The organism is Paenibacillus sp. FSL H3-0333 (genome assembly GCF_038002805.1).
GTDB classification, from domain to species: domain Bacteria; phylum Bacillota; class Bacilli; order Paenibacillales; family Paenibacillaceae; genus Paenibacillus_AQ; species Paenibacillus_AQ silagei.
On record NZ_JBBODG010000001.1, the window covers coordinates 7,512,099 to 7,533,744 of the forward strand.

General features: G+C 40.6%; 11 protein-coding genes. 1 reads left to right on the forward strand and 10 read right to left on the reverse strand.

Annotated features, from left to right (window positions below; all coding sequences use genetic code 11):
- Nucleotides 1-43: 43 nt before the first annotated feature.
- From MHH78_RS32700 to MHH78_RS32710, 3 genes are all read right to left on the reverse strand, one after another.
- A complete protein-coding gene (locus MHH78_RS32700; RefSeq protein ID WP_341170162.1) occupies nt 44-2,458 on the reverse strand; it encodes a restriction endonuclease-like protein in 2,415 nt (804 codons plus the stop codon).
- Complete coding sequence (locus MHH78_RS32705; protein WP_341170163.1) at nt 2,430-4,253, reverse strand: McrB family protein; 1,824 nt, start codon at nt 4,251-4,253, stop codon at nt 2,430-2,432. The genes MHH78_RS32700 and MHH78_RS32705 overlap by 29 nt, the downstream gene beginning before the upstream one ends.
- A gap of 509 nt (nt 4,254-4,762) precedes the next feature.
- Nucleotides 4,763-5,260, reverse strand: a complete 498-nt coding sequence (locus MHH78_RS32710; RefSeq protein ID WP_341170164.1) for a hypothetical protein — start codon at nt 5,258-5,260, stop codon at nt 4,763-4,765.
- A gap of 152 nt (nt 5,261-5,412) precedes the next feature.
- Between MHH78_RS32710 and MHH78_RS32715 the strand changes: the two genes are divergently transcribed.
- A complete protein-coding gene (locus tag MHH78_RS32715; protein WP_341170165.1) occupies nt 5,413-5,661 on the forward strand; it encodes a helix-turn-helix domain-containing protein in 249 nt (82 codons plus the stop codon).
- Nucleotides 5,662-6,166: 505 nt separating this feature from the next.
- Here the strand turns inward: MHH78_RS32715 and MHH78_RS32720 are convergent.
- From MHH78_RS32720 to MHH78_RS32750, 7 genes are all read right to left on the reverse strand, one after another.
- Entirely contained in the window at nt 6,167-6,616 is a 450-nt protein-coding gene (locus tag MHH78_RS32720) for a hypothetical protein (protein ID WP_341170166.1), read from the reverse strand.
- Between the two features lie 15 nt (nt 6,617-6,631).
- On the reverse strand, nt 6,632-8,404 hold the full coding sequence (locus tag MHH78_RS32725; protein ID WP_341170167.1) for an ATP-binding protein: 1,773 nt from the start codon (nt 8,402-8,404) through the stop codon (nt 6,632-6,634).
- Complete coding sequence (locus tag MHH78_RS32730) at nt 8,401-13,746, reverse strand: FtsK/SpoIIIE domain-containing protein (RefSeq protein ID WP_341170168.1); 5,346 nt, start codon at nt 13,744-13,746, stop codon at nt 8,401-8,403. Before MHH78_RS32730 ends, MHH78_RS32725 begins: the two co-directional genes overlap by 4 nt.
- A gap of 2 nt (nt 13,747-13,748) precedes the next feature.
- Nucleotides 13,749-15,278, reverse strand: coding sequence for a hypothetical protein (locus tag MHH78_RS32735; RefSeq protein ID WP_341170169.1), 1,530 nt, complete (start codon nt 15,276-15,278; stop codon nt 13,749-13,751).
- Nucleotides 15,271-17,109, reverse strand: coding sequence for a hypothetical protein (locus MHH78_RS32740; RefSeq protein WP_341170170.1), 1,839 nt, complete (start codon nt 17,107-17,109; stop codon nt 15,271-15,273). Before MHH78_RS32740 ends, MHH78_RS32735 begins: the two co-directional genes overlap by 8 nt.
- A 174-nt stretch (nt 17,110-17,283) precedes the next feature.
- On the reverse strand, nt 17,284-18,162 hold the full coding sequence (locus tag MHH78_RS32745; protein WP_076158650.1) for a hypothetical protein: 879 nt from the start codon (nt 18,160-18,162) through the stop codon (nt 17,284-17,286).
- A gap of 4 nt (nt 18,163-18,166) precedes the next feature.
- Complete coding sequence (locus MHH78_RS32750; protein WP_341170171.1) at nt 18,167-21,643, reverse strand: hypothetical protein; 3,477 nt, start codon at nt 21,641-21,643, stop codon at nt 18,167-18,169.
- Between the last annotated feature and the right edge of the window lie 3 nt (nt 21,644-21,646).

Consider the following 21,646-nt stretch of genomic DNA (forward strand, 5'->3'; position numbering starts at 1 on the left):
GTCATCAGCATTGTTCTATTCCTCTTTATGCTTACTCTCTTCTTCAAATATTCCTAACCTCCACCACTCTCCCCAAATCCACATACTCCTCATGATCCAGCTGTACCTTCACTCTACCCCTGCGGCGCTTCTCCCGCCATTCCCGCAGCTCGGTCTCCGTATCCAGCCGAAGCTCAGCAAGCTCCAGGGCCCGGTCCAGAATATATTTGCTGGTATGGAGCACTGTATAAATCCCTTGCCCGCCTAGCGCGATAGGGTCGGCCAACCTCTTCCATTCTTCAATGGTGAACCGTACATACAACTCCTCTTCTGTACCCGGCCTGCAAGGAACCTCGGTAATCTCCTTACGCCGCAGCACCTTCCAATCGGCTACCTTGCCTACCCAGTGAATGCCTGTTTTGGCCGAATGGATGAACTTCTTGCGGGATTGGCACATCGCGATGTATTCAATCTGGGTAAGCAGCTTCTGGCTGGCAAGATTCTTAAGCGGCATATGATAAAAAGCGTTCCGCAACGCCACCCCCACCTGCTCCGGCCCCCGCACCGATCCAACCAGCACATTCTTGCCCGCCAGCTTGTCGGCATAATACTCCTTCGTGCCACGCGGGCGTGTGGAGCGTTCGTAGGCCTTCTCTGGGCTGTCACGGATGATCTCCTCCAGGAATTGCTCCACCAGACCGGTGGCATTCGGCAGGAACGGAAAAGCGCCGATGTTGAGCAGCTCAATGCTCCGGTAGAACGGGTGGCTCTTGAACCGCTCCTCGTCCGGATAAGGGAATAACACATACGCCCCGAACATGCTGCGCTCATACTCCCCGGAGCTCTGCTCCTGATACACAATCGCATCCCGGTAGCGGTGCATTGTGTTAATGTCGTCCTCCTCCGGCCCGGGCTGCTTGTACCTTTTCTCATAGGGCGTGCCTGGATAGGCAGGATTCAAGCGGTACTTGGCGTCAAAAACATACTTATACTGCTTCACCTGACCCGCATCCTTCTTCTTCAAGGTGAGCACATTGTCCGGCCGCTGGCTCAGTGTCGGCGTCTGATCCGTGCCCGGAATCGCGTTATAATACAGGATGAATTGCTCGCCGTTCACCGGGTTCTCATAGACCATCTTAGCGCTCTGCGAACGGTCCAGAGTCACAAAGATCCCGCTCCGGTTCACCCGGATGATATTCTGCTTCACCAGCTTATACTTCTGCCCCAGCAGCTGATTCAGCTTCAGGAAGCACCAGTATTCATAGAGCTGCGCGACATCCTTCATGGATAGCCGGAGAAGATCGCTTTGGATCGACAGACCTTTAAGCAGCATGAGATAAAAGCGGTAGACCTCACGATACCCAGGGGCCATCTGCAGCACCAGTGTAACAGACATCTGCTTCATCACACCCGCCTCACGCACAAAATCCATCTGCAGCACCCGGTCAATCTGCTTAAGCATGGAATCCAGCCTTGCCATCAGCAAGGGGTCTGAGGTTCGGCTATTCTCTCTCCAGCGGAGCTTAAGCTCCTTCAGCTTCCCGCGAACCCGTTCCAGCATCCAGCGGACGAAGCGGTTCTCATTCGTATCATAGGCGAGGCGCCTGCGCGTCTCCATTAAATGTGTGGCCGTGTAGCTGCGGTTACCAATCGTCAGGAATCCGTGCTTCGCATCCTCCCTTAACCGTTCAGGGTGCTTGGCGAGCTCGCGGATGTTCTCCCTTCCAGCTTGCTTGACCCGGCCCGCATCCATGAGCCTCCGTTCCTGGAGTAGCGCATAGTGAGGGTTCTTGTTGATCCGTTCAACCGCATCCAGCAGTTGCCTTAAGATGTGCTGGAGGATCGTGAAGAACTCCGTCAGACTCTGATGCGGGGTCTCCCGCAGCCCGGTGAGCTGGTAGGTCCGGCGCAGGAAGTCGAAGGCCAGATTATAGATCTGCGCATTTACTTCATGCAGAATATTCTGGTAATCCAGCTTATAATCCATCTTCGAGGGGAAAATCTCCATCTCCACCCGCAACAGCATCTTCCCCGCTCCGCGAAGCTCCCATTCCGTCAGCCCGACCTCATTCCTGAAGTTCAGCACGCCGGCCAGAATAGAGTCCCCCAGCGGCTTCACCGCCTGCCGGAGCAGCACATTCTCATGATAGAACGTAAGACTCTCCACCTGCTTATGCTGAACCACCAGCTCGTAAGACTGCGTCTCATAAAAGCAAGGAAAAGCCGTCTCCCCCGGCACCCACTCCACCAGCCCATACGTTTCCGGCGAGAACACCTTAATCTGCATCTCACCCAGCCGCTCCGAGCAAGTGATGCCAAGCGTAGCCTCCACCCACTCCTGCTCTGAGGAACGATGCAGCTGCAACGTCTCCACCGTAGGATGATAGGGCTTCCCCAGGAGATACAGCGTGAACAGCTCCGTCTCCACCCGCAGCAATTCTACCGCCTGGTCACGAGAGCCAGTATGAGGTGAATCCATCTTCCTCCAGCCTCCTAAGCATGTACGCCAATTTGCGGGCACTCTGCGGATGCTTCAGCCCAGGCGGAGTTTTCCCGCCAGCCCATGCCAGATAGAGAGGCGACGCATCCTCCATGAGCAATTCCATATTGAACGTTAAGCTCGTCCCATTGCCAATGGCCTCCTTGATCAGGCTCAGCAGAACCCGGCGCACTGAGGAATGACTGCCTTGAATGCGCGGGAGAATCTTTTGCAGCAGCTGCCAGTCGAACGCCTCTTCCTCATCCATCAGGCCATACCGCTCGTTATAGATCATATAAAAGCAAACCGCATCCCGCACCCGGAACCCCACATGAGCATGAATATCCTCCAGCAGCGCGTTGATCTTCACCAGTCTCCCGGTCGTCCGCACCACGAGCTCCTGATAATTATCGTAGGCATCTGCCAGCTTCAGATAATCCGAACGGACGAACAGATGATTCAGCTCCGCAAGTAGAGCGGGAACGTCTGCATCCTGAACCGCCTCTTGCGGATACTGCTGCAGATTGATGTAATTGAACTCCAGGGTGCTGGCGCGGTCGAGGACTTTTTTGCTAAAAGGGTGCGTGGTCTCGTCCATATTCACCGTCCCGATCAGGAACACATTCTCCGGGATGCCCAGGCCGCCGTAGGTCCGCTCATCCTCAGGGTTCCCCAGCGCAGCCGGAGAGATCAGCGCCTGTGTCTGAATTTCCCCCTCCCGCCACTCCTGCGTCTCCAGCACACTTAGCAGATCACTGAAATAATGCTCCACCCGGGCCAAGTTCATCTCATCCAGGCAGATAAAATACGGCTGATGCCGGTTCTCCGGCTGCCGCGCCTCCACGAACACCTGCATCACCGGCCCCGGCTGGAACCTGCCCGACAGATCCTTATACCCCAGCAGATCCGCAGGATCACTCCAATCCGGCCGCACCGGAATCAGCCTGAACCGCCCATTATCCCTTGTCGCCCCCAGCGCCTCTGCAAACAGCTTCACCAGCCTCGTCTTCCCCGTCCCCGAGATCCCCGCCAGAATCACCAGCGGCTTCGCCTTCAGCGACAGGTAGAAGTTCTCGATCAGATGCTCCGGGAAAAAGAAGCCTTGGCGGCGGATGTGTGATTGGATGTGGTGGAGGAAGGTTGAAATACTAGTATCGGATGGCGGTAAAATAGGAATCACCTCACGTAGGCTCTCCATATTGGAAGCAGCCTCTTCTTGATCTAGAATAGCAAACTCAGGCCAGTTCACTTCTGCCGTAAGCGCCTGAAGCACTTGAAGACCTTGTCTTGAGAAGCGGAACAAATATCCTTGATTCACTCCGCCTCCAGTATGGAGTGGCCCTTGGGTGATATTCAATTGCATGATTTGCTGATTGAATTGTTGCAGCGCAATGGGCGGAATCAATTCTACATAAGTAGTGCGAATTAGCCGTCCCTCTTCCTGCCAACCTGTATTCGCCATGGAGCTTGGCTTAGGAGCTTCCACTGCCGCAGCAGTAACCTGACTCACATAACGAATAGCTTTATTCGAGTAATGAAGAACGATATCGCCTTCTTGAACTTCCTTCATCGTCTCCCAGTGATATAGTTTACGCCCTTGAGTATTCAGTAAAGGCGCCCACAGAATCCCCTCTTCCTTCTCCGCCTGAATAGAAGTCCCCTGATTAACCCACCACACACTAGGATTCGGCTGATAGGTAAGGAACTCTAGACGGTATTCAAAAGGAAAACCCGTCGCATAGAAATCTATGTATTCCGCCTGATCTTCAGGGACGACGACTTGGGGTTTCTTCACATCCACATCAGATTGTTGATTTTCTCTTTCTTGCAAGATGTAGGAGTAGGAATGGGAGAAGGTACTAACCAATAAATCCTTCAATGTTTTATTTCCGTTATAACGGAGGTGAAGCACTTCGCGGCCTGTAGACTTTTGATTAATATTAATTAATATTGCTTCATAACTTCGCTCATCATGAACTAACTTAATCGGTTGCCCTTTACCCAGGTTTGGTTGTTGACCTTGATTAGCTTCTAAGAAATCAGGATAAAACTCCACCGGAATATGAGTGCCATCACGGAATATAGAAAAGTCCACTTTTTTACGCCCGATTAAGTTAGGAATCTCTGTATCCTTCCACCAGCTTCGTAGTTGTTTGATCATTTCGGTTAACTCCAGTCATCAGGATTTACAATATGTATGGTAATTCGACAATATGGGAAGGATTCCCTTCCGAAAATAGGCATAAGAAAAGGACTGTCGCATGAACAGCCCAAACATGAGTATGCTTATATTATTATCTATTCTTATTCTGAGAGAACAGAAGGAGCATTAAAGGATTGTGCAAGCTGCATTCCATCCTTTAGTCCCTGAAGATAAAGGCGTTCGTAAATAACGGATTGCTTTACCTGCAGTTTATTTTCCCAATCCTCAAATTTCGGCATACGTGCGATGTCTAAGGAGTCAAACAACGCTTGAAACGCATCACTTTCCTCTTCAAAAGCTTGTCTAGGCTCGGACTCATATTCTATTTGTGCTGTAACCTCATTTAATCGACCCTGAATTGTTTGTATAAACCACACTGGAAAACTCACCACATCTCCCCCTGGACAGAAGTTTAAACGGAAAACCTCTGAGTATCCGTTCCTTTCTTGATACATCTGATTAATAAGTTCATCCACCTTGCGACTCTGAGCCTGAATCGTCTCATTTGTGCTTAACGGAACCCCTTCTTCCAGTAACCTCTGCCCAAGTTCATTCAGCCTGCGCTTCTCCTCCTCATACTTGTGGATAAGATTCTGCATTGCACCCTCACCTTTCTGGCAAAGCTATGGTAGTAGACGATGTATAGAAATTTTAATGCGGTTATCGGTTTATTTTATTTTAATTCGATATCCGCATTAAAACAATACTTACCTCGCATACAATTTGGTTAATATTGTGAGGTGACACGGAAATGAGACATCGCAAAGAGCCCCCAGGTGACAAAAACATCATCGGGAGCCGAGTCGTAGCAATTCGCAAAGCTAAGAAAATGAAGCAGAAGGATTTCCTTGCCCGGTTACAGACTTTTGGATTGGACATCAGTCCAACCAGTTTATCAAGATTGGAAGGCCAGCATAGGCTTGTTCAGGATTATGAGGTGGTGGCAGTTGCGAAGGCTCTGGAGGTTTCTGTTGGTGAGTTGTTGGGAGAAAGTAAGTAAGATTATCAGGTACAGCTCTTGTCACAAGATAAATAAATTAATTAAGAGGTACGTATTTCGTAAGAGGAAGAAAGCCTTAAATTAAAATACCAGCAAAAGCTCCTTTTGTTAAAAACTCATAATGGAAATCAACTTTTTTTTGTTTCGTGCTATGATCCTATACTTCCCTAGCATTCAGGACCTCTACAACGTGTATGATTGAACTACTTTCAAAAAGGGAGTCAATATCCTGTGAACACTCACTGTAAATAACCTCACATACCCTCATCGCTTTAGTCCACCCTAAAACACATCCTTCTTCGAAGATCATAATTGCACATCTCACGTTATCTTTGATAATACCGTTCGATAACAACTACTTTATATAAACCTAAATAACCAGTCACCGATTAATTATCGACGACTGGCAAAATACTAAGGTGTTTGGATCTTCTTCTCTAATCTTATCAGATTGTTCCTTTCTTTCGATATTTTGTTGCAAAGGAAAAAAAGTTCGTCTTCTTGTTTATGCTTTGTAATAGTTTATGAAATCTAACGCTATAGCTTCGGCTAACTTATCAACCTTCTTTTCCGAAGTAGTACTGAAGGTTCTAACTTCCGATATGACTTTAAAGGCTTTATCTAAGCTAGCTCGTCTCTCAAGAAGTTTTATTTGAACAAGGTATTCCACTGACTGTCTATAAGTTGAAGCAACACTTGTATAAAGCTGTTCTGAAGGAAGCAAGTAGGATAACAATGTTAGATCATCAATATTCTCTAAATCTTCATTAATACGTTCCTCAAATCTCTTTCTAAAAGTACCATACGAGCCTATATGCGCTCTAAACCTACCAATAGTACCCCGTCTATCATTTGTTTCCCCTACATAAACAGCTCTATAGGATTTTGATAATATTATATAAATATATGCTCTTTCATGACCGTTGAATATGTTGGAAATCTCAGTAATAATCATGGTTTTATTCTTGCACTAAAGCATGCTATCCTTATTTAATGGTGGAAGTTTATTTTCTTTTGTTCTAACAAAAGATGCCAAGTATTCTGAAACAATCCTTCTATATTCTAATATTGTGCCTTCTGTATCTAATCCCTCAAAGACATTAGATGTCCTAGCCTTAACTTCGGCCAAGGCAAAATTGTAAAGAAGCAAGTCATATATTACTTGTAAATCTGTATTCATACTATTATCCTCGAAAACTACTTTTGAAAAACGATGTTTCTTGTTTATCCGTACACAATGACCTTGTTCCGCGTCAAAATAAGGCTCCCACAACAAATTATCGTCAACTGAGTTCACCCTAAATATTTTCTCAACTTTTGGGTTATTTGTGCCTTTTAGTGTTGTATTTATATCCTCGTCAGATAATTCCTCCTCACTCACCTCTCGACCCTCATTCTCACTTTTCTCCTCAGCAGCTATTTGTTTCATTTTCTTTTTCATATCATTACCAAGTTCTTGTCTTTTTATTTGCTCAGATCTCTCTTCTTCTTCATTTAAAATTGGCTCAGTTGATAAGTCGGGAACCTCATAATCTAGTACAAGCTGGTTAGATGTTTCACTTGGTTCTAATCCTTCTTTTTGTTTCAGTAGCTCATTAGCGTGTTTCCAGGCCTTTTTACTTTTCCGTTTATAATCGTCGCTTAAATCACTAATCGTTTTTTGAGCTTCATCAGATAAAATTATAGACGACTTTTTCACATCAATATTGAATGCATTATCTGCAGAATCGTCAATAATTATCCTTCCTCTAAAAGAGTAATAATCCTGATCAAGTGGAATTATCCCAAACCGTTCCGCCCAAGAAATCAATCTTTTATTTCTATAGACATAAAAACCATAATTATTGGCCTCGATTTTATACTTCTGCCTAATCTTTGAGTCCTCAGGTTTGAAGGCGGGTGGGTAAGGTAATTGAGTAACCTCAATTGTTCCATGGACCCCATAATCAGGGTCTAACAATATTGCCTCTTTTGGTTTCTTAATCCACTTGACATTTAAACCATCCCAAATATCTTCATCCAAATTCCCACCATTTACTGCATCATTTGCCTCCTGAGTAAATAACACATCATAAGGTTCTATCTTAGTAACGAAATCCCCATTCAAAATAGATATTTTCAAACCATTTTCTTTAATAAAGTAATAATATATAACACCTAATTTATATTCCAATTCATCAAGAGTTGCTTTAACACTCGGGTGATTTTCAAGTCTAATATCACTGATTCTTACTATTGTCCCATGGTTGTTACTCAAGTAATTCTGTATTAAATTGATATCTTCATCACTAGGATCGACTTTTAATGAAAAGTACTTCCCACTTGCTTTTATCTCGCTTAATGAAACAATAAATTTCTTGAAATCTTTGTCTCCATTTGATGAAATCACTTCCAAAGTGTTCCCTTGTGAGAAGGCTGCCGATTTTAATCCCAATCCAAATTTAGATAAGGAATTCGAATCATAATTCGTATCCGGCGACCCTAACTTAAGTGCATCCAAAATCTCTTTCTCTGACATCCCTCTTCCATCGTCGATGATGACATATTCTTTAACATTGTTTTTTCTAGCGTCCCGGCTGGCTGGATTAATTTTATTAATTATAATTTGAATATTATTAGACCTTGCCCTAACTGAGTTATCTAATATATCCCCTATTGCAGCAGGGGGAGTGTAACCAATTCTCCCTAAACCAAACAATGTTCTGTAAGGATCCCATTCTAAATCAAATATCTCGTTTGTCATAAAAGTTTCACTCCTAGTTCTTCAGCAATTTGTATCACACTGTCACTTGAAATAAATGGAACCTGGCCGTAGATTAATCCAGCCTCTCCCTGCAATCTTGCTACTAAATGCCCTTGTCCAAGCAATTTCTCCGCACCTTTTTCCCCAAGGGAAATTTCAGAAGTCCCTACACTCTCAACTCTCAGAATTAACCGATTTCCTAAATTATCCCTTAACTGAACTGGCAAAACATTAGCATCGGGACGTTGAGCAGCAAAAATTAAGTGTATCCCTGCAGCGCGCGCCTTCACCCCTAAACGTTGAACAATAGAGGAAACCGCATTCTTATATTCATCAACAAGCATCCATTCAGCAAACTCGTCGTGAATCAAGAATATCAGTGGCAACCTTTGATTATACGAGACCTTAGCATTATAATCTTTAAGGTTATTTACTTTAATCTCCTTAAATTTCTGGTATCTATCATTCATTTCATCTACAAGATCTTCAAGTATCTGTGTAGCTTTATTCTGATCGTCGATAATTCCTTCAACAAGATGTGGAAGTTCTGCAAGATGCATATAATCAACGCCGTATTTAGGATCAATTAAGTAAATATGTGCTAGATCTTTACTATTTGTTACGCAAATATCAAGAATTAAATTTTGTAACAAAACCGATTTACCACTTCCGGTTGCCCCCGCAATGAGTGTGTGTGGAGCATGCTGAGCTCCACCTTCAAACTCTCCCCCCAAATTTAAGTAAAGTAGCTCCCCATCAATTTCCTTAACCCCAATAACAAAACTCATATTCAACCCTGATGTATTGGTTTGAACCTTTCTTACCTTCCAAACATCTGCTAAAGATATGCTTTGCCTTTGAGGACGAGCTAAAGACACAACAATCTCTCCTGGGTAAGCCATAATATTTATTACATTAAGAGCATGTGTAGTAAGAAGGATCGATCTCCGTTTTTCTATATCGTCAACTTTTAATTGATCCGAGCCCTTCAATCTTATAACAACAGCATTAGGTGTAAGTCGATGTCCATTTACTTTCGCCTGCAAGTTATAACTAATTAAAGCCATTCTAAGTTTATTCACTGTCTCACTAACCCAGGATTGATCCTCATTGGTTTCTTCCATGCTTTGAGCATTCTGTAATATCCATTTTTGCAACCCAGCATTCGCCCAAGGAACTTCACCGCCCATTTCTACAATGGGTCTATTTACGTCTGGCTCTAACGATACTGTTTTTTCTTTCTTGCTTAAGGAATAGCTTTCTCCTGTATCTCCTGCAGCTTCATCTTTCTCAAAGTTAATCTGCATTTGTTTGTCATCTGAAGTTTCAAAGACTTTTTTTTCTCCAGTGACAGCCTTATTATTACTAGCAGCAACAAAATTGATTCTAGGAGCTGGTAATTTAGGATCAAATAATTCCCAAGGCTTACTTTCGTCAAGCTGCTCCCTGACTTCAATGATCGAGGTCCCGCGATGATAAGCCAATACTAATTCTCTTACAAGATCTCTAGTAAAAACTTCTTGATAGGAGTTTTTAGCATTTACAATGGGGTTTCTTTCACTATCTAAAACTGTATCAGGTAAGGTAGATACAAATACATGGGAATAACCCTTGATTTCGATAGGAATTTCCCCTGCTCGAATAACCTCACGCAACTCTTCAACAGTAAAGGTAGAATTCGGAGCTAATTCAATACCTTCATTTAGCAGGTCACTTAATCTGGAAAGCCATAAGTCACGGTCAAGTCGCCCCGGATTGCCAAATAGTGCGTTATCCATTCTGTTGACGGTATCCCGCAACTGCTTTGAAGAGTTTTTTCTTGCTTCGGAGACTCCCTTGGCATCGACATACTTTGCTTCAGAAATAAACACTTGAAGAATTGGCTTATCATTAACCAGTTTAGGTACAAGCGCCAATATATCTGCAATTTGCTCTTCTTTTTGTCCAAGCCAACTTGCATAATCATCAAGAAAAAACCAACCTACAGCCTGTTCAGCTCCTATTTCGGGGTGAAGGAGCGTCTTACTTAATACGACACCAATTAATTCACCTGCAAACACACCTCGTTTTGCAGCACGTAGTACGATGTCACCTGATATTGTATTGGCATCCTCAATAAATCGCTCCGTGAGCTGCACTAATTCCTCTTCATTTAACCCTAGGCCTAAAGCATTTAATCTTCTTTTCACAAGTACATTTAATAGGTTCAATTTAGATTTTGAAGATACAACAATGTTTGAGCCATGGGATTTATTGTGCTGGTACTTTATAACCTTCACCCCAAGATTCCTAAGCTGTCTTCGTTCTAATAATTGATCATAATTGACTACCCATTCGCCGAGTTTGTGAGCTTCATCGAAGATTTCCTTCACCTTGTCATTCTGGAACGAAATTTGCCTTGCTGGTAAAAAGAATGTCCCTGGGCTAACATCCTTTCCCTTAACAACTGAATATATTGATGATAAGTAAGACCATCCAACTGAAGGTTGACTTGGACTTGCCAAGTATACCGTAGATTTAAGTTCATCTTTCGCCGTAGATCTTCTTTTTGCCCACCTCGGAGGATAGTGATTAAGTAACTCCGGCATCTGTCTCACTTTCACTTCATCCCATTCAAGATTTGCTTGCCGCGAGATAACATCTTGCAAAAATACGATATCAGCTAACTTCCCCTCTTTTGAGTCTAACGTTGTAGCCTCATGTGCCATTACTTCTACACGGAGACGTGCCATAAAATCACGAGTCACCTCGCTCGCAACAAAGGAGTCGGCGTCACTATCCGTACTCTCTATCATTTTCATATATAACTCGTTTAACTTATTTGTATCACGATGCCTCAATATCACCTGACAGCGAACTTCATCTTCAACCTCATGCATTGCGGCCAGGGAATTTACAATTGTCTCCGGAAGCCTAGTGGAATCAGAGTTGTACAAGACTAAACTTAAATTCGTCCTTTCATGTGGTTGAAGATCCAAGTAGCGTTCAACTAGGTTAAGAAGTTTGTTACTTGCTTCTTTTGGGTCTTCATTCGTCTGCATTTCTTCTTCAGTTCGTACTGGGCTTTCCATTAAGGTGTAATCATTCTTAGTATCTGTAATTGAAAGAAGCACCGGTTCATACCCCTTATAACCTAAGGAAACTTCTGGATAATAGGGGCTCAATATTTCTTCTTTGAGATCCGTAAAGAACAAACGTTGATCACCAAAGTCGACTTGGTCTGATGTTAATACATAATTTAACAAACCAATGACTTGCCTTGCCTTAACCGCCTTTGCCGCCATTCGCATTGGGTGCCATGGGGCTACAATTGTCATTGGTTTATTTTTATCCCCATCCACCCTTATATTCCCGATATCCATAACAGGCTGCATAACATGAATTCGATTCATATCGCCCAAGGCATGCTCTTGTAAGGAGCGTAAGAAGTTATCGTACATCTCACTTTGTTCAATCATTGAATCAGAACAAATACCATCAATTAGCCAATCATTTATAGACTGTTTATACTTTACTGAAAATTGATTCCACGATTCTTTAAGAGCTTCATAATTGCTGTTTGTGAGTCTTGTTTCCTCGAACAACTTCTTCAGGTTATTTAGAATTGTTTTTTGCAAATCAGTTGTTTTTGCATATACACCAACCAGCGAACCCCTATCCTGTCCGAACACTGCTTGAATTGTACCTACATCACTTAAAGATAACCCCTGTAGCTTGCCTTTTTTGCTAACTGGATTTAGGGATACACTAGAATAAGAGAAGGGATGATCGGCAAGTCTCTTTAAATCCTCGTGAAGCTCGAGGCCAATCTCTTGAGGGTTTCCTTGCCATACCAATTTCACTTCATTTTTTTGTTTAGATCCCTGTAAGTCAAGGTAGCTAAGCTCTATGTAGAATACGATTTGAATAGCGGCTCTTGCTGTTGAGGTATTCCTTTTATAGCCTTTCTTCTGTTTAGCCTCTAATAATAATTCATCGTACTTAAACAAATAATACGTTTCCCAATTCACTTGCCAGTTAGTCAACTTTTCAAGCCCTCTGTAAGCATTGCAGAATGCCATACTTACATCTGCATTTAGATCCAGCCAAGACTTTTTACTAACGGTCTTCTGAGTACGAATTTTTAAAGTCTTCTCCCCAATAAAGTTATCGCATTGAGCGAAGAGGCGCTCAATTCCCTCTAATAAACCAACTAAAAAATCTGAACATTCAATCGCCTTTCCATAAACAAATCGATCCCATTCCGCCTTTAGTACTTTTTCTGTGTCTAAGTTATGACGGTGCTTATCGTAAAAATCTTTATCTTCCTCTGTAGCTTCCTTCGCTTTTTTCTTTTTAAAAAGCTCGTTTAGATTATCTAGATAAAGAATTTCAGCATCCGTTAATGTATCTGGAAACTCATCATCGTACAATTGCCGAGTTTTTTCTGCCAAATTCACTTTCATTGGCTTCAATTCGAAAAATAGTAGGTTGACTTTATCCATCTCCCACTCTAGCTCTGACAGATTTTCCGCGGCGACGGACCAGCTCACATTCGATTCAATGAACAATTCCATAATTGGTTGAACAGACGGATCAATTTGACTTTTCACCTTTTCGTAAGATGCCTGGATCTCACTGTTCTCGATGACTTGACGATTTGGATGTTGCTTGTATAGATAACAAGCTCTTTTGTTATATGCATCTGTAAAAAGTTTCTTCCATCTATTAGCATGACCTAAAGCACTCTCTGGGATTGCGTCAAAATAATAAGAATCACGTGGAATGCGAAGTGCAGGTAGCGCCCAGCCAATCGCCCTCACAACAGGAATACCATTCTCAGCAATTATTTCACGCACTTTTACGGTAAATTCACTAAATTCCTCAAGACTGCACTCATTTGCCTCTTGCAAACCTTTCAACGCTTGCTGCCAGTGCCTTTTTTGCTCATCAGTTAGAGGGAGATCGCGACTCGCTACTTGTACCCATATATCAGGGTGACTTTTTAAATCTCCTGCCCCAACCCTTGTTATATCTCTTAATGATTGCCCTTGATCATCGTTCGTATTCGCTAATAAGATAGCGGGCTTATCACATGAAGCATTTCTCCAAAATGTTGTCTTCTCGTCAGTAACCATTTCAGATGGCAAATCGACCGCTTCAACTAATTTTCGCGGGACCTTTATGGCCATAGTCGAAACTAATAGCGTATCTTGGCTTATTGTTTTGCATATAGAAGTGACCTGCTCTCCGGTAAGGCGATCCAATAAGAAACGCGCAATTCCCTCTTCAGATTGGCTATTTTGTAATTCCCGCCGAAGAAATTCGGTCGCTACCTTTCCAATCAACTCTAGTTGGTTCATGGTTATTCCTCCTGAATCCCAAAGGGATTTTCTACATATGCGCATGCATCAGATAGTCTGCGTAGTAACCCCATACTTGCCAATCGTTGCTCAAGTCGTCTTGCATTGTCTGAGAAAGCTTCTAAATCTGCTCTCCCAGCCTCTGTCAATTTAAAAGCCTGCTTATCGCCAATAATAAAACCATATTTTTCGTACAATTTATCTAAGAAGTCTTGGAATTCCATTCTCTTTGGAACAACACAGAGCACCAAAGATTTTAAAAACATATCTTGGGGAGCATAACGTAATCTTCGCGCGCCTCTTCTCGAAGTGAGTCCTATTTCTTTTCCCCAGACACCGTGAAATTTATCGACGTGTTGCTTATGTCTATTGATTGCCGCTGATATAAACTTGTTAATCAAATCCTCTGGCGAATTAGCAGAATCAATCTCATTTTCTTGAGGCCATTCATATCTAGTTTGAAGAACTTTTATTGCTTCCGAAAGATCTGTTACCTTCTCCCATTCTTCAGTTTGTTCAACGTGCCTAATATAAGTTTCGACCGCTCTTCGCGACATATTATTATGTTCTGTGAATGAATCAGAAGACAGCTCCCTAACAATTGTTTTCTTAGGTGATATAATTTCTAACACAAATGTTAATTTCGTTTCATCTTCCAAAACATCCTTAGCCCTATTCAAACTGTAGATAATCATATGTAGTCCCATTATATTAACCAAGTGAGGAAGTGCGTCGTATTTCGGAATATTACTATCCAATAAACTTAACCAATCTCTTGCAAGTTCTTCGTATTCAGGTAGTTCCAAATATGGCAAGTACCCCCCTGGTCTAGCGGTAGAGGAGTTTATAGAATCTTTAGGTTCTAAAGAAGCAACTAATCGGTTAAATTTATTCCTCTTGTTCAAAACACTTTCTTCTAAATATTCAAGTAGTTCAGGTCCCTTCCCACTCCTAGCCAACATTAAATACAAAAGTTCACCTGTCCTACCAAAAAATCTCCGGTCATTTGTGGGGGATTTATTTTCTTTTACATTTAGATCTTCATACAAACAATTAGGACCATATGGGAATATAAACTGGGAACTCCACCGCTTATTATTTTCCCCTTCAATAGTCGTTTCTCTCAAGAATTGAACTACTGAAACGAAGTGTTCAAACTTAGGAAATCGCTTTTCCAAGTATGCAAAATCAGCATTATCGATTCCTGATTGACCCTTATTAATTGCTTCTTGCCACTTTGACCATGCTTCTTTGTCATCATTACTATAAGTACGTGCAATTACTGGAAGTTGAGGATTATTGAAAAGAATGTTACGCAGATATAGTCTTGATTTAGGTAAGTAAACTAGGTTGTTTGGTATCTCTTCAAAAAATGCCCTTCCTGCATCAAGTTCAGCTTGAAGAACGTTTAAAAACTCCATAAAGCAAAGCCACGGTGTTTGTTCATTATATAATCGGTGGCCCCAAATCGCCTCATCAACCCACATATCCGATGGGATTTTAGTGGGGCGCGGAAGTCTTTCATTATTCATCGTAGTTAACCTCCACGATTCTATCGTCAATTAGACCATCTGGATTTAGTCGAATAATTCTAAAGGATAAATCACTGTCATTATCCGAATCTTCTTCATCTATTGTACGGCGTTCCTCTAGTCTTTTTAGAAGCTTACTTTTAAAACCTAGGATATCCTCATAACATTCTCTGGAAAAGCTCCCCGGTAGTGCACCCTCTGCAACCCGAGAAAGAAACTCATAGCGAACCAAATGAAGTGGTAGTTCAACTGCAGCAACAGAAGATGATAATTTCACTTCTATTACGAGCTTACCATTTGCATTCATTCGAATCTGCATGCTTTCTCCGCGTTTTTTCGGTACGGAAATATACTCTTCAAAAATCCTACTCACTTTTGCTTGAGAATGACTTCCAGACGTAGCTAAAATCAATTCATCATTATTTTTTGCTAGTAGACCTGTAAAAATTCTATTTAACCCCTGGGAAATCCTCGATGTTATTTGTGTAGAAACTTTACCTTCCCTAGCTACTCTGTAAACATGAGACAAAAACTCCCCAGCGTATTGGAAGGTTGTAAGATGCCAAAGTTTGAGTGTATTTTCTCTTTCTCTAGGAATTACAAAGAATAATCTTTGCCTTTGTGATCGAAGTGATTCTAGAAATGTCTCACTACTATCCACTACTCCCTCTAAATATTCCCTTTGCTTTGCACGGTAACTCTGATCCGCACCATAGTATTTATCGCTTAACACAAGCTCCTCGTAATACGGACGTAGCTCAGGATCATCTTCACCAAAAATCAAAATATTATCAATTGTATTGCTTGTCTCGTAACCTATCCCGAATTTTCCTAATGCAGTAAATACATCAGTAGATTCGCGGCGTCTTTCAGTGAGATTCTCACCGAATATATTTCGATAAATACTTGCAAGTGATGATTTATTATCTCCAACTATTTTCATAGCATCAGAACACGTCATGAGACGATCCTTAGCCTCAGGATGACCTAGAAGCATATTTGAAGTTAAGAGAAGTAACTGTCTTATAGGAAGGTGTACACCATTTAACTCGCATAATTCTAGAAGATCAGTTACACGTGATAGTAGTAATTGTTTATCCATCTCGCCTTCGAGTCTTTTCCGATTTTCCATTATAGGACATATCGGTCCTGTCTGATTATTTCCCCTCAAAGAACAATCATTACAATTATTCCACCCTGAATGGTTCAGTACGACGTCTACAATTTGAACAAAGAGTTTTGCTGCGCTTATTTGGCTTAAATTATATAATTTTAGGTTAAATCCGTTTTTTTCTTGGATCTCAGCAACTAACAAGTCCTCTACACACTGTTTAACTAATTCTATTTGAGGATTATTATCTAGATGCTTCCAAGCTTCAATCAATTGTCCATCGTTTGCTGCTATTAAGAATACATTGCTATCGTTCGGATTAAGTACTGAGTGAACAAACTGTTTCAAAAAATCTCTTTCCTTATCCTGTAACTCACTCAGATCTTTTATAACATATAATATTTTAGAATTAGGAAGAGATAACTGTTTCACTTTATCATCATTCTGCCAAACTTTTAGAGAACCATTTAATGCTAGCCAGACTTCTCTGCAGTTAAATGTTTTTCCATCTCCTGCAGTTCCTGTTAATATCACCGACTTCGGATTAGGCAACTTATAATTTTGAATAAGTTCCTCTAAGTAAACGGATTCTACAATAATCGGATCGATATTCTTCCGCTTAATAATCCTGTGAATCGCTTCATCATACATATTATCGTTGCGAGGAATTGGTCCGTATTGACGAAGAAAAGCGATCCATTCCGATTGACTAATAGTCATTATGTACTACCACCTTATTTAGTTACATAGTCTTATAATTCTTTTCGACAAAATTACATTGTTTTCCTCCCCAACAACAACATAATTATGCAATTTTTTTATAAAAATAGACAAAATATTAGTTTTGAATAAAACACGAAAAGCCTCCCTTTGACAGGAGGCTCTTCTACAACATTATGAAAAAGAGCAAACACAAGGAATATCCGCATCTGCTTTAAACAAAAACTTCTCAAACCCCTCTCTTTCCATGACTTCGCGAAATTCTTTCATGGTATAGGAACTACCATCTTTTTTAAGAATCGATACATCCTTCTTAAAATCTGCTCTAAAACGTTCCTCCATCTCTTCTTGCTCCCGATATCTTTCTGGCCAAATCGAATATAAAAGGGCATAGTGTTGGAAACCGCCCCGTACACATCTACCAGCACAATTCGCATGAGAAAAACCTTTAATACCATATTTCAGAGCCAACTTGGCATTTTCGTTATTTTCTTTCTCCGCTAATTGTTCTGCAATATTGTACATTCGAGGCAACTCAATTCCCCATTCATCCCGAATGATTCCTTTGGCGTCAAGATCCTCTCTGAATAATTCGATTAGCGGAAAGCGTGTTTCAATAGGCTCTATCGGACGATGCTCGTAAAACTCTTTTAAATTAACTGCACGTTGTTTCTCATGTGGACCGATTCCAAAATAGAGTATTGGCTCTAAGTTCTTTTGATTCCTTAACTCGTCATCCAAAAAGAGAATGGTTTGTCTTACTTTAAGCTCTTCAGAGCACTTAGCCAACCGCGAATTGCCAAGAAATCGCTCGTCATAGAAAACTTCCTCTGGAGTTCTTCCATCGAGTCTTTCTGTTATTTCTAACTCCACATGTCTAGCCACTTCTTCCATAAAACGGTAGTTGTCTTCATCTTCCCATAAGGTGTTAGTGAAAAACAAAATACAATTTTCTTTGCCATATGTTTTTACCATATGATTAGCAACATATGCACTCCCAGCTCCGCCACTGAACATAGCTACATGTACAACCTTTTTTTCTTGGATGTCCATATTATCACTCCGATTTTACTACATAATTTTCAAACAGTTGATAGATAAGATATTCAAGTTCTTGACGAGGTACATTTTTACCAGCACTATTCACAATTCTTTCTAGATTCGAATAGATCGTTGTAGATTTAACAGATAAATCAACCTTATTTATTAGTTTTCTACTATTGTTAAGTTGAAAAGAGACTACATTTAAATTATTTTGTTTTATCTCACTATCTGTTAATATCAATTCCTTTAAATCATGTTTTAGCTGTGTAAAAAATAAATCATGTGTGGTATCAGACCAATCCTCCACTTTAACCCCAACATACTCTTCAGGAAATCGTTCTATCCATGTTTCTTCGTTCTCACAGGAAAGAGAAGTGTCGATTCTCTCTGGCAGCTTATTAATCGAGTAAGATCCTTCAGCTTTCTGGGTCTCAATCCATTTTTTTAAGTCATTAAAGCTACTGACACCCACAACTTGCAATGTCTTACTAGCGAGCTCTTTTTTTAGCAATGCAGTGAAATTCTCCGCATATTTTTTAATTGCTAATAACTGCTCTCTGTTGTGGTAGTATCGGTTCATTAGCTGTGTAACTGATTGTTGAGGATCTACCTCAGACCTTTTAATAAGATCCCTGAAACTTCTAAATTCTTCGTCCACATTTACTGAAGTTTGCGCTATCCTAGGAAGTGACCTTAGCCATTTCAGTAGAGTACCACAAATGAATATGAGTCTAGACTGGTTATTTAATCGCGTTTCTATAAAATCAACAAAGTATCTCTCTATTGTGTTAAAGAATTCAATATAATTATCATTTATGTGTTCATAAGCGTACTGGTAGTTATTTGCGCCTATTTCCATTATAATTTCATACAACTTAGTACCATTAACACCTGGAACAAACATATCATTCCGATACAACATAAACTCATTCCAACGATCCCTAAGTAATGCTACTAGAAGAATAGGGATCAATGGTTTTCTAATCCCAAAAGGTGGAGCTAAAAATAGCTCGACTATATCTTTAAAATCTCCTGTAGGATTATTCTCTAATTCTTCAATCAATTTTGTTCTAAGTGCAAGAAAGGATTCATTTTTTATGTTTGAGTAATCTAAGCTATTGACGTTCTCATCAAGCCTATCATTGTTTTTAAATATAGCCGCAAATAAAGCATAGTCAGGTCCATTTCCCTTAATACCAAAATCCTGATTACGTGGATCCTCAATCATTTTATCAATTATCTGTATTGCTGCATTCCTCTGCACCCCCGAGATCAAGTTCCTATTAAATGAGTCATTCAAAATCACAGGAGTACAATTATACAACTCATAGCACTTATCCGACAGTATCTCTGCTAAATCAAACTCAGAATCAATCGGTACTTTTGTTCCACCAATATACCAATCCTTTTCTTCGTTAAAAGAAGATATTTCTGACAAATATGAGGATATTCTAAATTTAGTTTCATTAAGGAGTATTTCTAGTTCTTCCTTAACACCTTTATCTTCAGAGAGCAAATCCTTGTTTTTTCTTAATAGATCCAATCCACTATAATTATATACTTCAGGTAAAATCACTGATACCGGTTTAGGATGTAAGAAGAATAACTCCCTATCCGATCTTTTGCTTAAATCTCGTAAGATTAAATCTAACGAGAGATACATTTCTTGGTCATTCGCTAAAACATAGTATATTGTTAAATCGTAACCGTTAGCCCTTTGATTCAACTTGCCCTCTATTATGTCTAGTCCGTATACAATTTTCACTGCTGAGAAGCGAGTCATTCCCTTATCATCGTTGTAGCGTTCCGGCAGGTAAAATTTGTTTATTAGGTTATTGTGTAATACCTCAATTTCTCTAGCTGGGTCTATTTTTAACAATTGCTTCTCGCGATCTAGCTTTTCTTGCAAATCAACTGAATTACCTGCAAATAATTCCCAATAATCATTCACGCGATTAAATCGAATAACTTTATGTGTGCTTAATATTTGTAAAATTTCTAATAATTCTTCCTCATTAATTCGCGTAGCAAATTTTAAAAATTCGGTGTTTAATTTCTGTTCGCTTTGCACTGCACATAGATTCCAAAGGGTTATGATTTTCACTAAATTCATTGCCGATTTTTTATTTAAGAACCCCTCAGGAAGACGAGCCACTGCTTTTCTATAGAGAAGAATATGTTCAGAAAAGTCTTCATTACCGATATCATACGAATCAGGAAAGAAAAAATCGAATAACTGATGTACTAAATAATAGTCATTAGTTTTATTAATATGATTTAGTAAGCCACCAGTTTCTTGGCTTTCTAGAAAAGTAAACAATGTTCTTTCATTCTGTCCAAATACTCTAGTCAGATTTGGCAACAGAAAGATTGTTACGGGATGAAGAGGAAACATCCCTCTAACCACAAGTTCATCTCGCTCCGTTTGATTAATACTAGGAAAGAGCGGGTATTTCCTCAACATTTCCCGTGTACTATTGAACACATTAGTGCTTATAATAGGCTTTTGATTAAGGTTCTCTGTTAATATGATTTCAGCAATCCTTAGAAAAGTTACTTGGTCACTTTTCACTAAATATTGACTAAACCTTTTCTCTATGCGCTGAAATTCCTTTGCTGCGTCCTCATTAGAAGAGCTGAAATAGTAACGCAAACTTTTATGAGTAATAAGCAATAAGTGAATCGAACTCGTTCTATTGGCTAGTTCAGCAAGATCTTGAATATCTTGCATCGCTTCATTAAATCTAGTCGTATTCAAGCCTTGTAAAAATCTTGCGAATTCATCGTAAACCACAAATACTCCCAGGTTATTATCTTGAAGAATGGCTGTTAAGTACTCCATTTGTGAAAGAAAGCTATAATCGTAGTCAATATCAAAGTGAGCACCAGCACTAAGAAATGGATAGATAGCCGAAAAATATTTAATCTCAACTTCATTTTGCTTTTTTATCTCTTCAATCCAATCGTCAGGATTTCTCCCATCTTTCTTCAACTGAAGACAAAACTTACGATAAGTATCAGGAAATTGCTGTTCCCACACCTCAACAGATTTTATGATTTTAGTGGATAACCCAGGTAATACGACGTCAATTCCTTTTTCTTTAAGTTTTTTTATTATTCCGGATAAAATAGAATGTCTAAATCTTCCTTCATTACCGCTCAATAAAATCGGTAAATAGGTTTTTGATAATTCACTAACACTTTTGATTTTTGAAGCTATTTGATCATCAACTTGTTCAAACTTCCCTACTAATGTTTCGATATCATAAGGGCTAGCCATTTTTGATACTATACTTCCAATTACATTCGCTAACAGTGATTTACCTGTGCCATATGGACCAACAATAATGTGTGCTCGATTGGCATCAGCAGTAAAACCATTAATTATCCCTTTCATTGCCTCCGCATGGGAAGGTGTGGGAATATAACGTGTTATTAAATCAGCGTTCCCCAAATCGAATTTTATGTTAATACTGGACTTAAAAGCCATATC

Excerpts from the sequence above, each read along its gene's own strand:
- MHH78_RS32735 (WP_341170169.1), bottom strand. The coding sequence starts at position 15,278 with ATGAATAATGAAAGACTTCCGCGCCCCACTAAAATCCCATCGGATATG.
- MHH78_RS32745 (WP_076158650.1), bottom strand. The coding sequence starts at position 18,162 with ATGGACATCCAAGAAAAAAAGGTTGTACATGTAGCTATGTTCAGTGGC.
- MHH78_RS32740 (WP_341170170.1), bottom strand. The coding sequence starts at position 17,109 with ATGACTATTAGTCAATCGGAATGGATCGCTTTTCTTCGTCAATACGGA.
- MHH78_RS32730 (WP_341170168.1), bottom strand. The coding sequence starts at position 13,746 with ATGAACCAACTAGAGTTGATTGGAAAGGTAGCGACCGAATTTCTTCGG.
- MHH78_RS32750 (WP_341170171.1), bottom strand. The coding sequence starts at position 21,643 with ATGGCTTTTAAGTCCAGTATTAACATAAAATTCGATTTGGGGAACGCT.
- MHH78_RS32700 (WP_341170162.1), bottom strand. The coding sequence starts at position 2,458 with ATGGATTCACCTCATACTGGCTCTCGTGACCAGGCGGTAGAATTGCTG.
- MHH78_RS32715 (WP_341170165.1), top strand. The coding sequence starts at position 5,413 with ATGAGACATCGCAAAGAGCCCCCAGGTGACAAAAACATCATCGGGAGC.
- MHH78_RS32710 (WP_341170164.1), bottom strand. The coding sequence starts at position 5,260 with ATGCAGAATCTTATCCACAAGTATGAGGAGGAGAAGCGCAGGCTGAAT.
- MHH78_RS32725 (WP_341170167.1), bottom strand. The coding sequence starts at position 8,404 with ATGACAAACGAGATATTTGATTTAGAATGGGATCCTTACAGAACATTG.
- MHH78_RS32720 (WP_341170166.1), bottom strand. The coding sequence starts at position 6,616 with ATGATTATTACTGAGATTTCCAACATATTCAACGGTCATGAAAGAGCA.